Below are 15,351 nucleotides of genomic sequence, written 5' to 3'. Positions count from 1 at the left end.
CGCGATGCGCGAGAGCGACCTCCCCCTCCCTCCCGAGGCCGACGCCTGGATGCGGCTCGCGCTCGACGAGGCGCGCCGGGCCGCCGAGTGGGGCGACGTCCCGGTCGGCGCGGTGGTCGTCGATCCCGACGGCGCGGTGATCGGACGCGGGCGCAACGAGCGCGAGCTCCGCACGGATCCGACGGCGCACGCGGAGGTCGTCGCGCTGCGCGAGGCGGCCGCCGCTCGCGGCGACTGGCAGCTCGCGGGCTGCACCCTCGTGGTGACGCTCGAGCCGTGCGCGATGTGCGCGGGGGCGATCCTCGCCTCCCGGCTCGACCGCGTCGTCTTCGGGGCGTGGGACGAGAAGGCGGGCGCGGCCGGCTCGGTGCACGACCTGCTCCGCGACCGCCGCCTGCACCACGTGGTCGAGGTGTACCCGGGGCTGCGCGCCGACGAGGGTGCGCGGCTGCTGCTCGACTTCTTCGCGGCGAAGCGCTGAGAATCGCGGGCCCGGGTCAGCCCTGCGCGCCGACCCACTCGCCGAGCGCGGCCTCGGTCGCCGCCCGCATCCGCTCGAACCGGCCCTCGCGCACGTCGTCGTCGAGCTGCTCGTGCCCGTAGCCGGCTCCGGCCGCGTAGTCGGCGTCGCCCTCGAGCCAGCGCGCGGCCAGGTCGGCGGTGAGCTCGGGGTGGAACTGCACGCCGAGCAGCCAGTTGTCGATCGCGAAGGCCTCGACGGCGTAGGCGGGGGAGGAGGCGAGCAGCGTCGTGCCCGCGGGCAGGTCGAAGGTGTCGCTGTGCCACTGCATCACCGGGACGTCGGCGAGGTGCCGCAGCGGCGAGTCCAGTCCCGCCTCCGTCGCCACGATGCCGCGGAAGCCGACCTCGCGGGTCGGGCCGGGCCGGACCTCCTCGCCGAGCGCGGCGGCGATCAGCTGCGCGCCGAAGCAGACGCCGAGGGTCGGGCGGCGGTGGTGCAGCCGGTCCTGCAGCAGGGCGATCTCGGGCGAGATGAAGGGGTGCCGGGCGGTCTCGTAGACGCCGGCGCTCGAGCCGAGGGTGACGACGAGGTCGGGCGCGAGGATGTCGACGGAGTCGAGGTCGGTGCCCGCGACCGCGTCCACGTTGAAGCCCCGGTCGCGCAGCATCGGCTCGAGGGCGCCGAGCCCGGCGCCGCGCTCGTTGACGATGGCTAGGACGCGGCGCATCAGCCGGCGCTCCCCGTGGAGGCGGTCGGTTCCTGCGCGGGGGGCGTCGCTCCGCGGTCGACGTCGGGCTCGAGATAGATGACGCGGGCGGCCGGAACCGCGTCGCGGATGCGCTTCTCCGTCGCGTCGATGCCCGCGGCCAGCTCGGTCACGGTCTCGGCGGCGGGGAAGGCGAGCTTGGCGGCGACGAGGATCTCGTCAGGGCCGAGGTAGAGGGTCTTCATGTGGATGATCCGCTCGACGTCCGCGCCCGCCTCGATGGCCGTGCGGATCGCCGCGGCGTCGGCCGGGGTCGCGCCCTCGCCGACCAGCAGGCTCTTGGTCTCGACCCCGAGGACGATCGCGACGACGACCAGCAGCGTGCCGATCATGATCGTGCCGATCGCGTCGAAGACCGTGTTCCCGGTGATCACCGAGAGGCCGACGCCGAGCAGGGCGAAGACGAGACCGGTGAGCGCGGCCACGTCCTCGAGCAGCACGACGGGCAGCTCCGGCGCCTTCGCCCGGCGGATGAACTGCAGCCAGGACTGCTGCCCGCGGACCTTGTTCGACTCCTTCACCCCGGTGCGCAGCGAGTAGCCCTCGAGGCAGATCGAGACGAGGAGGACCAGGATCGGCAGCCAGGCGTTCTCGAGCTCGTGCGGCTCGGCGATCTTCTCGACGCCCTCGTAGATCGAGAAGACACCGCCGACGGAGAAGAGGATGATCGCGACGACGAAGGCGTAGACGTAGCGCTCGCGGCCGTAGCCGAACGGGTGCTCCTCGTCGGCGGCCTTGCGCGACTTGCGGCCGCCGAGCAGGAGCAGCAGCTGGTTGCCGGAGTCGGCGAGCGAGTGCACGCCCTCGGCGAGCATCGAGGCCGAGCCGGAGAAGAACCAGGCGACGAGCTTGGTCAGGGCGATGCCGAGGTTCGCGGCCAGCGCCGCGATGATGGCGGAACCGCCTCCGGATGCGCTCACGTGGTCTCCTCGGGGTGACTCGTCGGGGTGCCTGGTGCTCGGGGGTGGTCGGCCCATCCTAGGAGGCGGGCGCCGGGCGGCGGCCTCCCGCTCCGGAGTGGCCCGCCCTTTCGGCGGAGGCGCCTTCGTACGATGGGCGGATGACCGACGCACCCGTGCAGCTCCCGTCCATCGCCGTCCTCGGACTCGGCTCGATGGGAGGCGCGATCCTCAGCGGTCTGCTCGCTCCCGGCGTGGAGGTGCAGGGCGGCGTCCGCGTGACCAACCGCGACGCGGAGAAGGCGGCGCGCTGGAGCGGCCACCCGGTGGTGACCGCGTTCGCGACCGCCGAGGACCCGGAGGCGAACCGGCGCGCGGTCGAGGGCGCCGCCGTCGTGCTGGTGGCCGTGAAGCCGCACCTGGTGCCCGCGCTGCTCGACGAGATCGCCGACGCGCTCGCCCCCGGGACCGTCGTGGTCAGCGTCGCGGCGGGAGTGACCGTCGCGACGTTCGAGGCGCACCTGCCCGCCTCGGTCGCCGTGCTCCGCTCGATGCCGAACACCCCGGCCGTCGTGGGCCGCGCGGTCACCGGCCTCAGCGCCGGCACCCGCTCGAGCGCGGACGACCTGGCGCTGGTGCGCCGGCTGTTCGAGACCGTCGGCGAGGTGGTGGAGGTGCCGGAGTCGCAGCTCGACGCGCTGTCGACGATCTCGGGATCCGGGCCGGCCTACGTCTTCCTCCTGGTCGAGGAGCTGACCGCCGCGGCACTCGCGAAGGGCTTCACGCCCGAGCAGGCGGCGACCATGGTGACCGGCACCTTCCGCGGCGCCGCCGAGCTGCTCGTGCACTCCGGCGAGGAGCCCGCCGAGCTGCGCCGCCGGGTCACCAGCCCGAACGGCACGACCGAGCGCGCGATCGCCGTGCTGCAGGAGGCGGACCTCGCCGCCCTCTTCACCCGCGCCACCGACGCGGCCCTGGCCCGCGCCCGAGAGCTCGCCGCCTCCTGACGCCCGCCCTCTCCCCGCGAGATGCCACTTATGAGCCCGACACGCCGTGTCGGGAGCTCATAAGTGGCATCTCGCGAAGGGGGTCGAGCGGGTCAGGAGCCGAGGGCCGCGAAGCGCTCGATGTCGGTGGGGGTGCCGCTGACGACGATGAGGTCGTGGTTGGAGACGACGGTCTGCTCGGTCGCGTAGGTGAACGGCTTGCCGGGGCTCTTCACGCCGACGACGGTGACGCGGTGCTTGCGGCGCACACCCGACTCGGTGAGGGTCAGGCCGCGGATCGGCTTGGGCGGGTACATCTTGGCCAGCACGAAGTCGTCGTCGAACTCGATGAAGTCGAGCATCCGGCCCGAGACCAGGTGCGCGACGCGCTCGCCCGCCTCGGCCTCGGGGTAGATCACGTGGTTCGCGCCGATCCGCTCGAGGATCTTGCCGTGCGAGCGCGAGATCGCCTTGGCCCAGATCTGCGGGATCTTGAGGTCGACGAGGTTCGCGGTGATCAGCGCCGACGCCTCGATCGAGGAGCCGACGGCGACGACGGCGACCTGGAAGTCCTGCGCGCCGATCTGGGCGAGGGCGTCGAGCGAGCGGGCGTCGGCCTGGACCGCGTGCGTGACCCGCTCGGACCACTTCTGCACGAGGCCGGCGTCGGCGTCGATCGCGAGCACCTCGCGGTCGAGGCGGTCGAGCTGGCCGGCCGTGGCGGCACCGAAGCGACCGAGGCCGATCACCAGCACCGGGGCGTCGTACCTGATGCGGTCAACCAACGATGGGCCTCTCTTCCGGTCGTCTGAACAACTGCCTGCGCTGGCTCGCAGCGAGCGCGGCAGCGAGAGTCACGGTACCAACGCGGCCCATGAACATCGTCAGCGCCAGGACGTAGACGCCGGAGGTCGGCAGCTCGGCGGTGAGCCCGGTCGACAGGCCGGAGGTCGCGAACGCCGAGATCACGTCGAAGAGGACGTGGTCGAGCGGCGCCTTGGTGATGTGCAGGATCAGGACCGACGAGACGGCGACGGTGGTGGCTCCCCAGAGCACGACCGAGACCGCGAGGCGCAGCACGTCGTTCGGGATCCGGCGGCCGAACGCCTCCATGTCGTTGTTGCCGCGCGCCTCGGCGAACGCCGCGAGGAAGAGGATCGCCAGCGTCGTGACCTTGATGCCGCCCGCCGTCGAGGCCGAGCCGCCGCCGATGAACATCAGCATGTCGGTGACGAGCAGGCTGGAGCCGTTGAGGTCCGGGATCGAGATGGTCGAGAAGCCGCCCGAGCGCGTCATCGTCGACAGGAAGAAGGACTGGAAGACGGTGTCGCCGGCGTCGAGGGTGCCGAAGGTCGTCGGATTGTCGAACTCGAGCACGATGTAGAGCACGGCCCCCGCGACGAGCAGGATCAGCGAGGTGACCAGCGTGAGCTTGACGTGCACCGACCACTTGCGCGGGCGCCGCCAGCCGCGGGAGAAGGCGTAGATCACGGGGAAGCCGATCGACCCGAGGAAGACGCCGATCATCAGGATCCCGAGGAACCAGTAGTCGTCCTCGAACGGCGTCAGGCCCGCGGCGTTCGGGGCGAAGCCGGTGTTCGTGAACGCCATCGCGGAGTAGTAGAAGGAGTGCCAGATCGCCTCGCCGATCGGGATCCCGTCGATCAGCATCCGCGGGAAGAGGAGCAGGGCGACCACGATCTCGATCACGGCCGCGCTGATCGCGACCGTCGCGAGCAGCCCGCCGATCTCGCCGAGCCGCACGGCCTGACCCTCGGCGACGGGGCCGGAGTGGATGCGGAGCGGGTTCGAGTCGCTCGCGGCCATCAGCTTCGCGCGCAGGCCGAGCCGGCGCGAGATGGCCAGGCCCATGATCGAGGCCAGCGTCAGCACGCCGAGGGCGCCGATGTTGACGCCGATGAAGACGATCGAGTGGCCGAACGCCGACCAGTGCGTGGCCATGTCGACCGTGGCGAGGCCGGTGACGCAGATGACCGACATCGCGGTGAAGAAGGCGTCGTGCAGGGGAGTGACGGTGCCGGTCGTGCTCGACACCGGCAGCGAGAAGAGCAGGGTGAAGACCAGGATCAGCGCCGAGAAGATCATGATCGCGAAGCGCGACGGCGAGCGGCCGGCGAAGTCGTCGACGAGGTCGCGGGCCCGGGCGAAGCTCGACCACGGCGAGGCCGGTGAGACGCCCACGGGGCTGCGGAACTGCTGCCGAACCACCACGGCGGATCCTCCACTCGATCGCGGCCATGCTACCCGCACGACGGCCGGCGACCGGGTCGGCGGGACGCCATGCGCCGCGCGGCATACGCACGGGCGACACCCTGCCCCGCGCGGAGGCCGCTGGCTACCCTGGGGGCATGGCTGACATCTTCGCGGTGATCGCGGACGGCACCCGCCGCGACATCCTCTCCCTCCTGCTGGAGCAGCGGGTCGAGGGAGCCGGGGGCGCCGGCGGCATGAGCGTCTCGCGCATCGTCGCGAAGCTCGAGCTCAGCCAGCCGACGGTCTCCAAGCACCTCAAGGTGCTGCGCGAGGCGGGGCTCGTCACCGTCCGCGAGAGCGGGCAGCACCGCATCTACGCACTGCAGTACGCACCGCTCGTCGCCGTCGAGGACTGGCTGCTGCCGTTCGGCGCGGCCGACGAGGGCGACAGCGGCGCCGGGCTCGACGCGGCGGCTGCCGCGCGGGCCGAGTCGCTCGGCCGGGCGCTCGCCGAGCGGACCCACCAGGTCAGCGCCGTGGTGCAGGACATCCAGCGCGGCGTGAGCGAGGGAGCGACGAAGGTGGCGGAGGCGCTGCGCATCCGCAAGTGAGGCGGCCGCGCGGCTCGTCCGGACGGGGCGTGAGACGCGGATTCTCGCCGGGGGCCGCGTCGTGTAAGCTCGCGGGAGCCAGTTTTTCGTAAGCGGCCGTCCGTCGGGCGGTCGGCCCCCTGAACGTTGTGAGGTCTTCGTGGGTTCTGTCATCAAGAAGCGTCGCAAGCGTATGGCGAAGAAGAAGCACCGCAAGCTGCTTCGCAAGACTCGTCACCAGCGTCGCAACAAGAAGTAGGCTCGCGCCTCTTCCCCTTCGAGCGTCCGCCCCTCTGGGGTCGGGCGCTCGTCTGCGTTTCGGGGTGCTGTCCGCTCCGCGTCGTCCGCGGTGGCCCCGGCTAAACTGGTCGGATGGACGTGGCGCTGACTCTCGTGGGCAAGCCCGGCTGCCACCTCTGCGACGACGCGCGCACGGTGGTTCAGGGGGTCCTGGCCGGTCTCGAGGGCGAGCCCGGCGCCCCGACCGTCTCGCTCGCCGAGGCCTCGATCCTCGACGACGCCGAGCTGCACGAGCGGTTCGTCGAGGAGATCCCGGTCGTCCTCATCGACGGACGCGTGCACACCTACTGGCGCGTGGATCCGGCACGACTGCGCCGGGCGCTGCTCGAGCGCGCCTGACCGCGGCGCCTTCGCGCGCTTCGGCCGTGATGCGAATGTTGTAGAAGGGCCCTCGGATGGGGGACCGGAGTACCTGCGAGTGCTCGCGGTTCGCGCATAGTCTCTTCACGGGGAGGCTCGCTCCCCACGTTCGGGGTGCGTTCGGCGTCTCGCGGGGAGGAACATCCATGTCTCGACAGCGTCTGCTGCAGCAGCGTCGCCGCTCCACGGCCTCCGCGCTCGCGCTCGCCCTGCTCCTCGCCGGCCTCGCGCTGCCCGCCTCGGCCCAGGCGGAGAACCTCCCCGACCCGGCGACGAGTGTCGGCACGGCTCCGGAGGGGCCCGTTGACACTGTGCCGGGCGCGTCTCAGGAGACGACGCCTCCGGAAGAGCAGTCGCCGTCGCCGGACCCGGGTGCTGGCGGCGGTGAGCCGACCACCGAGCCGGTCCCGGACCCCGCGCCCGAAGAGACGACAGCCCCTCCTGTCGAGGGGATCCCCGATGAGGACCCGTCGAGCGAACCCGTCCCTGTTCCGGGCACCGGGGCAGGCAGCCCGGGCACCGGCGGCAACGAGACCCCTGCAACGGGCGGCGGCAACTCGTCGCCCGGCACCGGCGGCGGCTCAACGGGTGGCGGCAGCACTGGCGGCGGCAGCACGGGTGGCGGCTCCACCGGCGGCGGCTCCACGGGTGGCGGCTCGACCGGAGGCGGCTCCACCGGGGGCGGTTCGACCGGAGGCGGCTCCACCGGGGGCGGTTCCACCGGTGGCGGTTCCACGGGCGGCGGCTCGACAGGCGGCGGCAGCACCGGCGGCTCCAACTCCGGCTCGACCGGCGGCGGCAGCGGCAGTGCCGGCGGCACCACGACGACCGAGGCCGGAGCGACGCCGCCCCGTGCCTCCGCGCCCGGACGGACCCTGCTCTCGACCTCCGCGGCCGACCCCGCGGCGGCTCCCGTCCCCGGGACCGAGACCGCCGGCGCCCCCGCCGTCTCGGTGTTCCTCACCCGCGACGCCGGCGTCGACCCCGGCGCGCTCACCGTCGACCTCGCCCGCTTCTACGGGGTGGGCATCGCCTACGCCGGCTTCCAGCGCGAGGAGAACGCCACCGCGACGCTCAAGGCGCCGGCCGGCACCGAGACTCCGCTGACGATCGAGAACCGCCAGGACGGCGAGACGACCAGCACCGGATCGGCCACCGTGCCGACCGCCGCGCTCCTCTCCATCGGCACCTACACGATCACCGTCTCCGGCGACCGCGGCTCCTCCGCGACCACGACCTTCGCTCTGATCGCCTCCTCCGCTCCCGGCATCCTCGTCGAGCCGCGCGAGGCCTCCAGCTCCGAGGCGGCGACGCCGCGCGGAGCGGTGTGGGGCTTCGGCCCGGTCGAGAGCGTCACGGTCGGCGCCTTCACGACGGCCGGCGTCAAGGCCGACCTCGCGGCCGGCGACCTCTCGGTCCGCGTCGACGCGCTCGGCTGGTCCGACCTCGACCTCGGCGACGCGATCGTCGCGGAGCCCACGGCGGAGGTCTACTGCCTCGTCGCAGTCGGCTCGGTCAGCAAGCGCACCGCCGCCGTCACCGTCGCCTACCCGGAGGAGGGCTCCACCGCGACGGCGCCCGACGCCGCGCAGGTCTGCGGCATCGCCATCACGACCGCGAAGGCCGGCACCGTGCCGCCGGCGGCCGCCAGCACCGGCGGGCTCTCGGCCGGGGTCGGCCTCACCATCGGCGCCGGCGTGCTCGTCGCACTGCTGATCGCCGGACTCGTCACCGCCGTCGTCCTGCGCCGCCGCCGCGAGAACGACGACCTGCTCATCGGCGGGCCGCTCCCGCACCCGACGGAGCAGTGAGCCGCGCCTCCGTTGCACCGGGGCGCCCGGTGACGACCGCGGGATCCCGGTGCGCGACGACAGCCTGATCGCGGCGCCGCGCCCACGCTCTCCGAGCTGGGAGCAGCCTGGTCGGCGGAGGGAGGCCGAGCGGCCCCGGACGGACCGGCCGAGGTCCAGCGGCGCAGGTCCGATCCGCGCTCCGCGGCCCAGGCGCCGGGAAGGGTCCCGACCACTCGGGGAGGGTTCGGGTCGCCCCGAGTGGTCGTTCTGCGCCGACCAGGCAGGATCCAGTGTCCGGAGTCGGGCCCGCGTGCCGCAAGCGCCGCTAGCGGACATGTCCGGAAGAGGGCGTCGGGGGATGCGCACCCCCGTCCTGGTCGAGCAGCCCCGCAGGGGGCCCATGGTGGTCGAGTAGCCCCGCAGGGGCGTATCGAGACCCGTCGTCGTCAGCACGGCTGGTCTGCAGACCCGGGTGCTGACGGTGGGGGATCTCGATACGCCCGCTGCGCGGGCTACTCGATCAGCATGCAGGGGTGTGCGCGGCGCAGCCGTCAGCATGGCGGGGGAGCGCGGCGCAGCCGTCCTTCTTGCTGGTCGAGTAGCCCGGAGGGCGTATCGAGACCCGGTGTCGTTCGGTGGGGGATCTCGATACGCCCGCTGCGCGCGCTACTCGATCAGCATGGGGCGCCCGCTGCGCGCTCGATCAGCTGGCCGCGGTGAAGCGCAGCAGGATGGTGCGCGCCTCGGGGCGCAGCTGGAAGTCGGGCCAGACGTCCGGGCCGCAGGCGCGCGAGCCGAGGCCGTGCTGGGCGGCGTCGATCGTGAGCACCGAGCGGGTCGAGGCGGGCAGCTCGTGCGGGTGCCCGGCGGCCGTCAGCTCGTGCGCGGTGTGGCGCGCGAGCGTGAAGCCGGGCAGCCGGTCGTGCAGGTCGGGGGCCGCCTCGATGCGGAGGCGGTCGCTCCCGCCCTCTCGGAGGATCAGCTCGCGGACGGAGCTGCGGTGCCCGTTCTCCTGCGGACGCGCGTACTCCGTCTTCAGCTCGTCGATGCCGGCCGAAAAGCGGCCGACCCGGGCGGCACGGAGACTGTCCGGGTACGACTCCCGCGGACCGGTGCCGAACCACTCCGCGCCGTCCACCGATGCCGGGAGGTCGAACCGGATGCCCAGCCGCGGCCAGACCGAGCCCCAGCCGCGGGTCGGCACCAGGTCGACCCGCAGGACGACCGCGTCGCCGTCGAGGCTCCACTGCTCCTCGACCAGGAGCGCCGCGTCGAGGTCGGCGGCCGACCAGCGGGTCCGCCGGCGGACGCCCGACGAGGTGCCGACCGACTCCACCCGGCCGACGAGCCGGTCCAGGCCCGCCTCGCGCCAGACCGCGGCGGACGACGGAGCGGGCACCCCGTTGCCGTTCCCGGCCCGCGGATCCCCGACCGTGTACGCGGGGAAGCCGTCGCCCTCGTCGTTGTCGGTCGGCGCGCGCCAGAGCTCGGCGCGCGGGCCGGCGACCGCCAGCCCGGCCAGCGAAGTGAGCCGCCCGTTCCTGAAGATCGCGAGCCCCAGAGCGCCCTCGACGGAGGCGCCGCTCCGCGGCGAGCGCGCCCAGGTGGGCATCGGTGCGAGCGCGGAGAGGCGGCGCTGACCGGTGGAGATCACGTGCCCCTCCTCCGCCCACACGGTGCTCGACGCGAGGACCGCGTCGACGCTCAGCCACGCCTCGCCGCCGGCCGGCACGTCGAAGGACGGCAGCGCGAGGCGTGCGGAGTCGCCCGCCGCGATCGCCGGAGCATCGAGCACGCCCTCCGCGGTGACGCGGCCGTCGAGCTCGACCCGCCAGGCGAAGCGCAGGTCGGCGGTCGACGCGTCGTGCCGGCGGTTCTCCACCAGCACGGCGTCCGCCTCGACCGTGACGCGCACCGGCGCGACGATCTGCTTCCACTCGAACAGCCCCGGGCTCGGCGTGCCGTCGGAGAGGACCATGCCGTCCATCACGAAGTTGCCGTCGTGCACCACCTCGCCGAAGTCGCCGCCGTAGGCGTAGTACTCCACTCCCTCGGGCGTGCGGGCGCGCAGACCGTGGTCGCGCCACTCCCAGACGAAGCCGCCGTGCAGCCGCGGGTAGCGGTCGACGAGGTCCTCGTACTGGTCGATCGCTCCGGGGCCGTTGCCCATCGCGTGCACGTACTCGCAGAGCAGGAACGGCTTCGAGCGCTGGCGCGCCGACTCGCCGGCGGTGCAGCCGAGGAGCGGCGTGCGCGAGTCGTCGCGGCCGATCTGCTCGGTCTCGGGGATCGACGAGTACATCCGCGAGTACACGTCGGTGTAGGCGCCGGTGTAGTCGCCCTCGTAGTGCACGGGGCGCTCGGGGTCGCGGCCGTGCACCCACGCCGACATCGCGGCGAGGTTCGCGCCGGTGCCGGCCTCGTTGCCGAGCGACCAGATCACGATGCTCGGGTGGTTCTTGTCGCGCTCGACGGTGCGCTCGATCCGGTCGAGGTACGCCTCGCGCCAGGCCGGGTCGTCGCTGGGGTTGCCCTTCCAGCCGTAGCGCTCGAAGCCGTGGGTCTCGAGGTCGCACTCGAGGATCACCCAGAAGCCCAGCTCGTCGGCCAGGTCGAGGAGGCGCGGGTGCGGCGGGTAGTGGCTGGTGCGGATCGCGTTGACGTTGAACCGCTTCATCATCGCGAGGTCCGCGCGGGCGAACTCCTCGTCGAAGGCGCGCCCGCGGTCCGGGTGGGTCTCGTGGCGGTTGACGCCGTGGAAGACGACGCGCTCGCCGTTGACGAGGAAACGGTCGCCGCGGATCTCGATGGTGCGGAAGCCGAGGCGGAGCGAGACCGTCTCGCCCGAGGAGGCGACCTCGGCGTCGTAGAGGCGGGGCGCCTCCGCGGACCACGGCTCGACGGCCGGGACCTCGATCGGAGCGACCTCGCCGGCGCTCGCCCAGACCGTCTCGATGCCGAGCTCGGGGACGCGGAGGGTGACCGGGAAGGCCGCGTCGCCCGCCGTCAGCTCGGTCTCGATCCGGCCCGCGCCGGCGGCGAAGGAGGCGCGCACGAAGACGTCCTCAATGCCGCCGACCGGGCGGGCGATCAGCTGCACCGAGCGGAAGATCCCCGGCAGCCACCACTGGTCCTGGTCCTCGACGTAGCTGGCGGCCGACCACTGGTGCACGCGGACGACGACGAGGTTCTCACCGGGCCGCACCGCCTCGGTGACGTCGAACTCCTGCGCGAGCCGGCTGCCGGAGCCGACGCCGATCTCGACGCCGTTGACCCAGACGCGGTAGCGCGACTCGACCCCGTCGAAGCGGAGCACGACCGCCTCGGCGCCGGCGAACGACTCCGGCAGCTCGAAGCTGCGGCGGTGGTCGCCGGTCGGGTTCTCGTCGGGGACGAACGGCGGCTCGGTCGGGAAGGGGAACTGCACGTTCGTGTAGGCGGGGAGTCCGTAGCGCCCGTCGCCCTGGAGGACCCAGTGCGACGGGACCGGCAGCACGTCCCAGCCGGAGTCGTCGAAGGACTCGGCCCCGACGTCGTCCACCCCCTCGCCCTCGGGCAGTGCGTCGGTGCCACCCGGCGTGCCCGGCGCGGCGGGAAGCAGGCGGAAGCGCCAGTCCCCGTCGAGCGAGAGCGTCGGCGCGTCCGAGTGCAGCCACGAGCGGGCGGCGCGGCGCCGGCCGGAGCCCGGTCCGGTGTCGGTGAGGTAGTGCGAGGACGTCGGGGCGAGGGTCACTTGACGGATCCTTCGGTCAGGCCGCCGCGCCAGAAGCGCTGCAGCACGATCATGGCGATGGCGAGCGGGATGATCGACAGCAGGACGCCGCCGGTCGTGAGCTCGTAGAACTCGGGCAGCCGGTCCACCTGGCTGAGCCAGTTGTTCAGGCCGAGGGTGATCGGGAAGAGCTCGGTGTCCGAGAGCATCACGAGCGGCAGGAAGTAGTTGTTCCAGATCCCGACCAGCTGGAAGAGGAACACGGTGACCAGCGCCGGCGTGAGGATCCGCAGCCCGAGGGTGTGGAAGATCCGCAGCTCGCTCGCGCCGTCGATCCTGGCGGCCTCGATGATCGCGGTGTCGACCGTCGCCTGCGCGTAGATCCGGCAGAGGAACAGGCCGAACGGCGAGACCAGCGAGGGGATCAGCACGCTCCAGTAGGTGTTCGCGATGCCCATCTGGCTGAAGAGCAGGAACAGGGGGAGCGCGGTGGCGGTCCCGGGGACGAGGACGCCCGCCAGGATCGTGCCGAAGACCAGCTTGCTGCCCTTGAACTCGTACTTCGCCAGCGCGTAGCCGCCCGCGGCCGCGAGGTAGGTCGCGAGCAGTGCGCCGACCCCGGCGTAGAGCACGGAGTTGAGGAACCAGCGGACGAAGATGCCGCCGTCGTAGGTCAGCACCTGGCCCAGGTTGTCCCAGAGCGCGAAGGTCGGCGCGAACCAGAAGCCGTAGGTGGCGAAGAGGTCGCCGGTGGTCTTCGTCGCGGCGACGACGACCCAGTAGACCGGGATCAGGAAGTAGATCGCGACGACGACGAGGATCGCGGTGACGATGATCGTCGAGGCGCGGTTGCGCCCGGCCGAGCGGTCGGGGCCGCGGCCGGCCTTCGCCGGGCGCTCGGCGGTGACGATGCCGGTGGTCGTGGGCGCATCGGCGGTGGCGCGCTCCGTCGTGCTCATGAGGACTTCCTGTTCGAGATCGAGAGGAACGTGAAGGAGAGGGCGAACGCGACCAGCGCGATCAGCACGGCCTGCGCGGCGGCGACGTTGTAGTCGTTGTAGGCGAAGGCGGTGGTGTACGCGCTGAGGTTCGGCGTGTACTGGCTGTCGATCGCGGGCGCGACCGTCTTGAGCACCTGCGCCTCGGCGAAGAGCTGGAGCGTGCCGATGATCGAGAAGATCGTCGTGAGCACGAGGGCCGGGCGGATCAGCGGCAGCTGGATGCTGCGCGCGACCCGCCAGGTGGAGGCTCCGTCGACCTTCGCGGCCTCGTAGAGCTCGACCGGGATCGACTTCAGCTGAGCGACGATGATCAGCATGTTGTAGCCGGTGTAGCTCCACAGCGAAATGTTCGCGATCGACCAGAGCACGGAGTTCGCGCCGAGGAAGTCGGGGTCCAGGCCCACCACGTTCGCCGCGTCGATGATCGGGCTGAGCCCGGGCACGTAGAGGAAGGACCACAGGATCGTGGCGATGACGCCCGGCACGCCGTAGGGCAGGAAGTACGCGGCGCGGAAGAAGCCGGGGAAGCGCGCCGAGGCGGACTCGAGCATCAGCGCGAGCACCGTGCAGAGCGCGATCATGATCGGCACCTGCACGATGCCGAAGAGGAACATCCGGCCGATCGAGGCGATGAAGTTGCCGTCGGCGAGGGCCTGGGCGTAGTTGTCGAAGCCGGCGAAGCCGCTGGTCACGCCCGCCTCGCCGAAGAGGCCCGAGCGGGTCACCTTCGTGAAGCTCGAGCCGATGGCCACGACGATCGGGATGATGAAGGTGAGGACGAACAGCGCCAGGAACGGCGCGAGCAGGATCCACGGGGCGCGGGTGACCGAGCGGCTCCGCTTCGAGGCGCCGGGCGTGCGGCTGGTGGCGGCGACCGCGGCGGCGGCGGGGGAGGTCGTGGTGGTCATGCGGAGGCCTTCCTGATGCTGAGGCCCTTGTTCTGGAAGACCGTGATGATCTGCTGCTCCGCCTGCGCGACGGCGTCGACGAGCGAGAGCCCGGACGCCTTCTTGCGGAAGCCGTCGCTGAGGATGTTGAACGACTGCTGGGTGACCGGCCACCAGGACCAGTCCGGGTTCTGCTCCGTCGCGGCGGGGACGAAGACGTCCTCGTTGTAGTTCTGCCCGCTGAAGAACTCGCTCGGGCCCTTCCGGACCGAGCCGATCTCGCCGACCGCCGGCGACCAGCCGATGCCGCTGTTCGCGATCATCGCGTCGATGCCCTCCTGCGAGGTGGTCATCCAGACGGCGAACTCGAGCGCCTCCTTGGGGTGCTTGCTGTTCGCGAAGACGGCGGCCGTCGAGCCGCCGAGGAAGCTCGAGCCGTAGCCCGTGCCCTCCCAGACCGGCATCGGCGCCGCGCGCCACTTGCCGGCGCCCCCGCTGACGCCCTCGATCAGCGCGTCCCCCCAGCTCGCGGTGGTGCAGGAGGCGATGCCGCCGTTCGCGGCGGCCGCGAACCAGGCGGGGGAGTAGGCGCCGTAGCCGACCTCGACCAGGTCCTGGTCGATCGCGGAGTCGAAGAAGGACGCGACCTTCGTCGTCGCCTCGTCGGTCATGTCGATGACCCAGCCGTCCTCCTCCGCCTTCAGCCACTGCGCGCCGGCCTGCGTCGCGAAGGCGGCGAAGACGGAGGCGTCGGCGAGCGGGAAGCAGTCGATGTAGGAGTCGACGCCGCGCAGCTCGGTCGCGACCGCGGCCCAGTCGTCCCAGGTGGTGGGCGTCTCGGCGCCGACGCTGTCGAAGATCTCCGGCTGGTAGAACAGCGCCATCGGGCCGCTGTCCTGCGGGATCCCGTAGACGCCGCCGGTGTAGCTGACCTGACCCCAGAGGGTGGGGTCGTAGAGGTCGGCGTAGTCCTTCGCTCCGTAGCGGTTCAGGTCGACGAGGCCGTTGACGAGCAGGAACTCGGGGAGCGAGCGCATCTCGACCTGGCCGAGGTCGGGGCCGCCGCCGGCCGCGAGGGCCGAGTAGAGCTTCTGGTAGCCGCCCGCGTTGCCGCCGGGGATCCAGACCGCGTCGACCTGGACCTCGGGGTGCGAGGCGTTCCAGACGTCGCAGACCTTCTGCAGGTCCTTGAGCCAGGCCCAGTACTGGAGGCGGATCGGCCCGGTCGCCGCCGGGATCGCCGCGCCGGCGTTGACCGAGACGGTGCCGGGCGTGGAGCAGGCGGTGAGGCCGCCGAGTGCCGCGGTGCCGAGTCCGGCCGCGAGCAGCTGCCGTCGTGTGAACGGATGCATGTGTCCCTCACTTCATCGTGGTGGAGTC

Annotated in this window: 14 protein-coding genes; 6 read left to right on the top strand and 8 right to left on the bottom strand. The window is 72.3% G+C overall.

Going from position 1 to position 15,351, the window contains the following annotated elements:
• Positions 1-4: 4 nt before the first annotated feature.
• Positions 5-481 carry a tRNA adenosine(34) deaminase TadA gene (gene tadA, locus HQQ86_RS10575; RefSeq protein WP_254071987.1) on the top strand — a complete coding sequence of 159 codons (477 nt, stop codon included), beginning with the start codon at positions 5-7 and terminating at the stop codon, positions 479-481.
• A 16-nt stretch (positions 482-497) separates the two neighbouring features.
• Here tadA and HQQ86_RS10570 read toward each other — a convergent pair whose 3' ends face one another.
• Both HQQ86_RS10570 and HQQ86_RS10565 read right to left on the bottom strand, forming a co-directional pair.
• Positions 498-1,190, bottom strand: a complete 693-nt coding sequence (locus HQQ86_RS10570; RefSeq protein ID WP_173288042.1) for a gamma-glutamyl-gamma-aminobutyrate hydrolase family protein — start codon at positions 1,188-1,190, stop codon at positions 498-500.
• The gene (locus HQQ86_RS10565) at positions 1,190-2,149 is read right to left on the bottom strand and encodes a cation diffusion facilitator family transporter (protein WP_173288041.1); all 960 of its coding nucleotides are present in this window, start codon (positions 2,147-2,149) and stop codon (positions 1,190-1,192) included. The genes HQQ86_RS10570 and HQQ86_RS10565 overlap by 1 nt, the downstream gene beginning before the upstream one ends.
• Positions 2,150-2,289: 140 nt before the next feature.
• On the opposite strand from HQQ86_RS10565, the gene proC reads away from it, so the two are divergent.
• Positions 2,290-3,135 (top strand): pyrroline-5-carboxylate reductase, encoded by an 846-nt coding sequence (gene proC, locus HQQ86_RS10560; protein ID WP_173288040.1) that lies wholly within the window; start codon positions 2,290-2,292, stop codon positions 3,133-3,135.
• Between the two features lie 92 nt (positions 3,136-3,227).
• On the opposite strand, the gene HQQ86_RS10555 is transcribed toward proC, so the two are convergent.
• Together HQQ86_RS10555 and HQQ86_RS10550 are read right to left on the bottom strand one after the other, a co-directional pair.
• The gene (locus tag HQQ86_RS10555) at positions 3,228-3,899 is read right to left on the bottom strand and encodes a TrkA family potassium uptake protein (protein WP_173288039.1); all 672 of its coding nucleotides are present in this window, start codon (positions 3,897-3,899) and stop codon (positions 3,228-3,230) included.
• On the bottom strand, positions 3,892-5,223 hold the full coding sequence (locus HQQ86_RS10550; protein ID WP_367948655.1) for a TrkH family potassium uptake protein: 1,332 nt from the start codon (positions 5,221-5,223) through the stop codon (positions 3,892-3,894). Before HQQ86_RS10550 ends, HQQ86_RS10555 begins: the two co-directional genes overlap by 8 nt.
• A 260-nt stretch (positions 5,224-5,483) precedes the next feature.
• Between HQQ86_RS10550 and HQQ86_RS10545 the strand changes: the two genes are divergently transcribed.
• The 4 genes from HQQ86_RS10545 to HQQ86_RS10530 all read left to right on the top strand — a co-directional run bounded on the left by HQQ86_RS10545 (position 5,484) and on the right by HQQ86_RS10530 (position 8,389).
• The gene (locus tag HQQ86_RS10545; protein ID WP_173288038.1) at positions 5,484-5,939 is read left to right on the top strand and encodes a helix-turn-helix transcriptional regulator; all 456 of its coding nucleotides are present in this window, start codon (positions 5,484-5,486) and stop codon (positions 5,937-5,939) included.
• Between the two features lie 139 nt (positions 5,940-6,078).
• Positions 6,079-6,177, top strand: coding sequence for an AURKAIP1/COX24 domain-containing protein (locus HQQ86_RS10540; protein ID WP_003792170.1), 99 nt, complete (start codon positions 6,079-6,081; stop codon positions 6,175-6,177).
• 113 nt (positions 6,178-6,290) lie between these two features.
• Positions 6,291-6,557, top strand: coding sequence for a glutaredoxin family protein (locus tag HQQ86_RS10535; RefSeq protein WP_173288037.1), 267 nt, complete (start codon positions 6,291-6,293; stop codon positions 6,555-6,557).
• Between the two features lie 167 nt (positions 6,558-6,724).
• On the top strand, positions 6,725-8,389 hold the full coding sequence (locus tag HQQ86_RS10530; RefSeq protein ID WP_173287563.1) for a hypothetical protein: 1,665 nt from the start codon (positions 6,725-6,727) through the stop codon (positions 8,387-8,389).
• A 685-nt stretch (positions 8,390-9,074) separates the two neighbouring features.
• On the opposite strand, the gene HQQ86_RS10525 is transcribed toward HQQ86_RS10530, so the two are convergent.
• From HQQ86_RS10525 to HQQ86_RS10510, 4 genes are read right to left on the bottom strand one after another with little or no spacing between them, the layout of a single operon-like run.
• On the bottom strand, positions 9,075-12,104 hold the full coding sequence (locus HQQ86_RS10525; protein ID WP_173288036.1) for a glycoside hydrolase family 2 TIM barrel-domain containing protein: 3,030 nt from the start codon (positions 12,102-12,104) through the stop codon (positions 9,075-9,077).
• On the bottom strand, positions 12,101-13,042 hold the full coding sequence (locus tag HQQ86_RS10520) for a carbohydrate ABC transporter permease (RefSeq protein ID WP_123705362.1): 942 nt from the start codon (positions 13,040-13,042) through the stop codon (positions 12,101-12,103). The genes HQQ86_RS10525 and HQQ86_RS10520 overlap by 4 nt, the downstream gene beginning before the upstream one ends.
• A complete protein-coding gene (locus HQQ86_RS10515) occupies positions 13,039-13,992 on the bottom strand; it encodes a carbohydrate ABC transporter permease (protein WP_173288035.1) in 954 nt (317 codons plus the stop codon). The genes HQQ86_RS10520 and HQQ86_RS10515 overlap by 4 nt, the downstream gene beginning before the upstream one ends.
• A complete protein-coding gene (locus HQQ86_RS10510) occupies positions 13,989-15,323 on the bottom strand; it encodes an extracellular solute-binding protein (RefSeq protein ID WP_173288034.1) in 1,335 nt (444 codons plus the stop codon). The genes HQQ86_RS10515 and HQQ86_RS10510 overlap by 4 nt, the downstream gene beginning before the upstream one ends.
• Positions 15,324-15,351 lie beyond the last annotated feature (28 nt).

The sequence above is a fragment of the Rathayibacter sp. VKM Ac-2857 genome (assembly GCF_013205025.1).
Taxonomy (GTDB): Bacteria; Actinomycetota; Actinomycetes; order Actinomycetales; family Microbacteriaceae; genus Rathayibacter.
The sequence above is the reverse complement of the archived record's forward strand: the minus strand, read 5'-3'. Positions and strand labels throughout refer to the sequence as shown.

Bases quoted from the DNA above. Each gene is read 5' to 3' on its own strand.
- tadA (WP_254071987.1), top strand. From the start codon at position 5: ATGCGCGAGAGCGACCTCCCCCTCCCTCCCGAGGCCGACGCCTGGATG.
- HQQ86_RS10570 (WP_173288042.1), bottom strand. From the start codon at position 1,190: ATGCGCCGCGTCCTAGCCATCGTCAACGAGCGCGGCGCCGGGCTCGGC.
- proC (WP_173288040.1), top strand. From the start codon at position 2,290: ATGACCGACGCACCCGTGCAGCTCCCGTCCATCGCCGTCCTCGGACTC.
- HQQ86_RS10545 (WP_173288038.1), top strand. From the start codon at position 5,484: ATGGCTGACATCTTCGCGGTGATCGCGGACGGCACCCGCCGCGACATC.
- HQQ86_RS10535 (WP_173288037.1), top strand. From the start codon at position 6,291: ATGGACGTGGCGCTGACTCTCGTGGGCAAGCCCGGCTGCCACCTCTGC.
- HQQ86_RS10530 (WP_173287563.1), top strand. From the start codon at position 6,725: ATGTCTCGACAGCGTCTGCTGCAGCAGCGTCGCCGCTCCACGGCCTCC.
- HQQ86_RS10520 (WP_123705362.1), bottom strand. From the start codon at position 13,042: ATGAGCACGACGGAGCGCGCCACCGCCGATGCGCCCACGACCACCGGC.
- HQQ86_RS10515 (WP_173288035.1), bottom strand. From the start codon at position 13,992: ATGACCACCACGACCTCCCCCGCCGCCGCCGCGGTCGCCGCCACCAGC.
- HQQ86_RS10510 (WP_173288034.1), bottom strand. From the start codon at position 15,323: ATGCATCCGTTCACACGACGGCAGCTGCTCGCGGCCGGACTCGGCACC.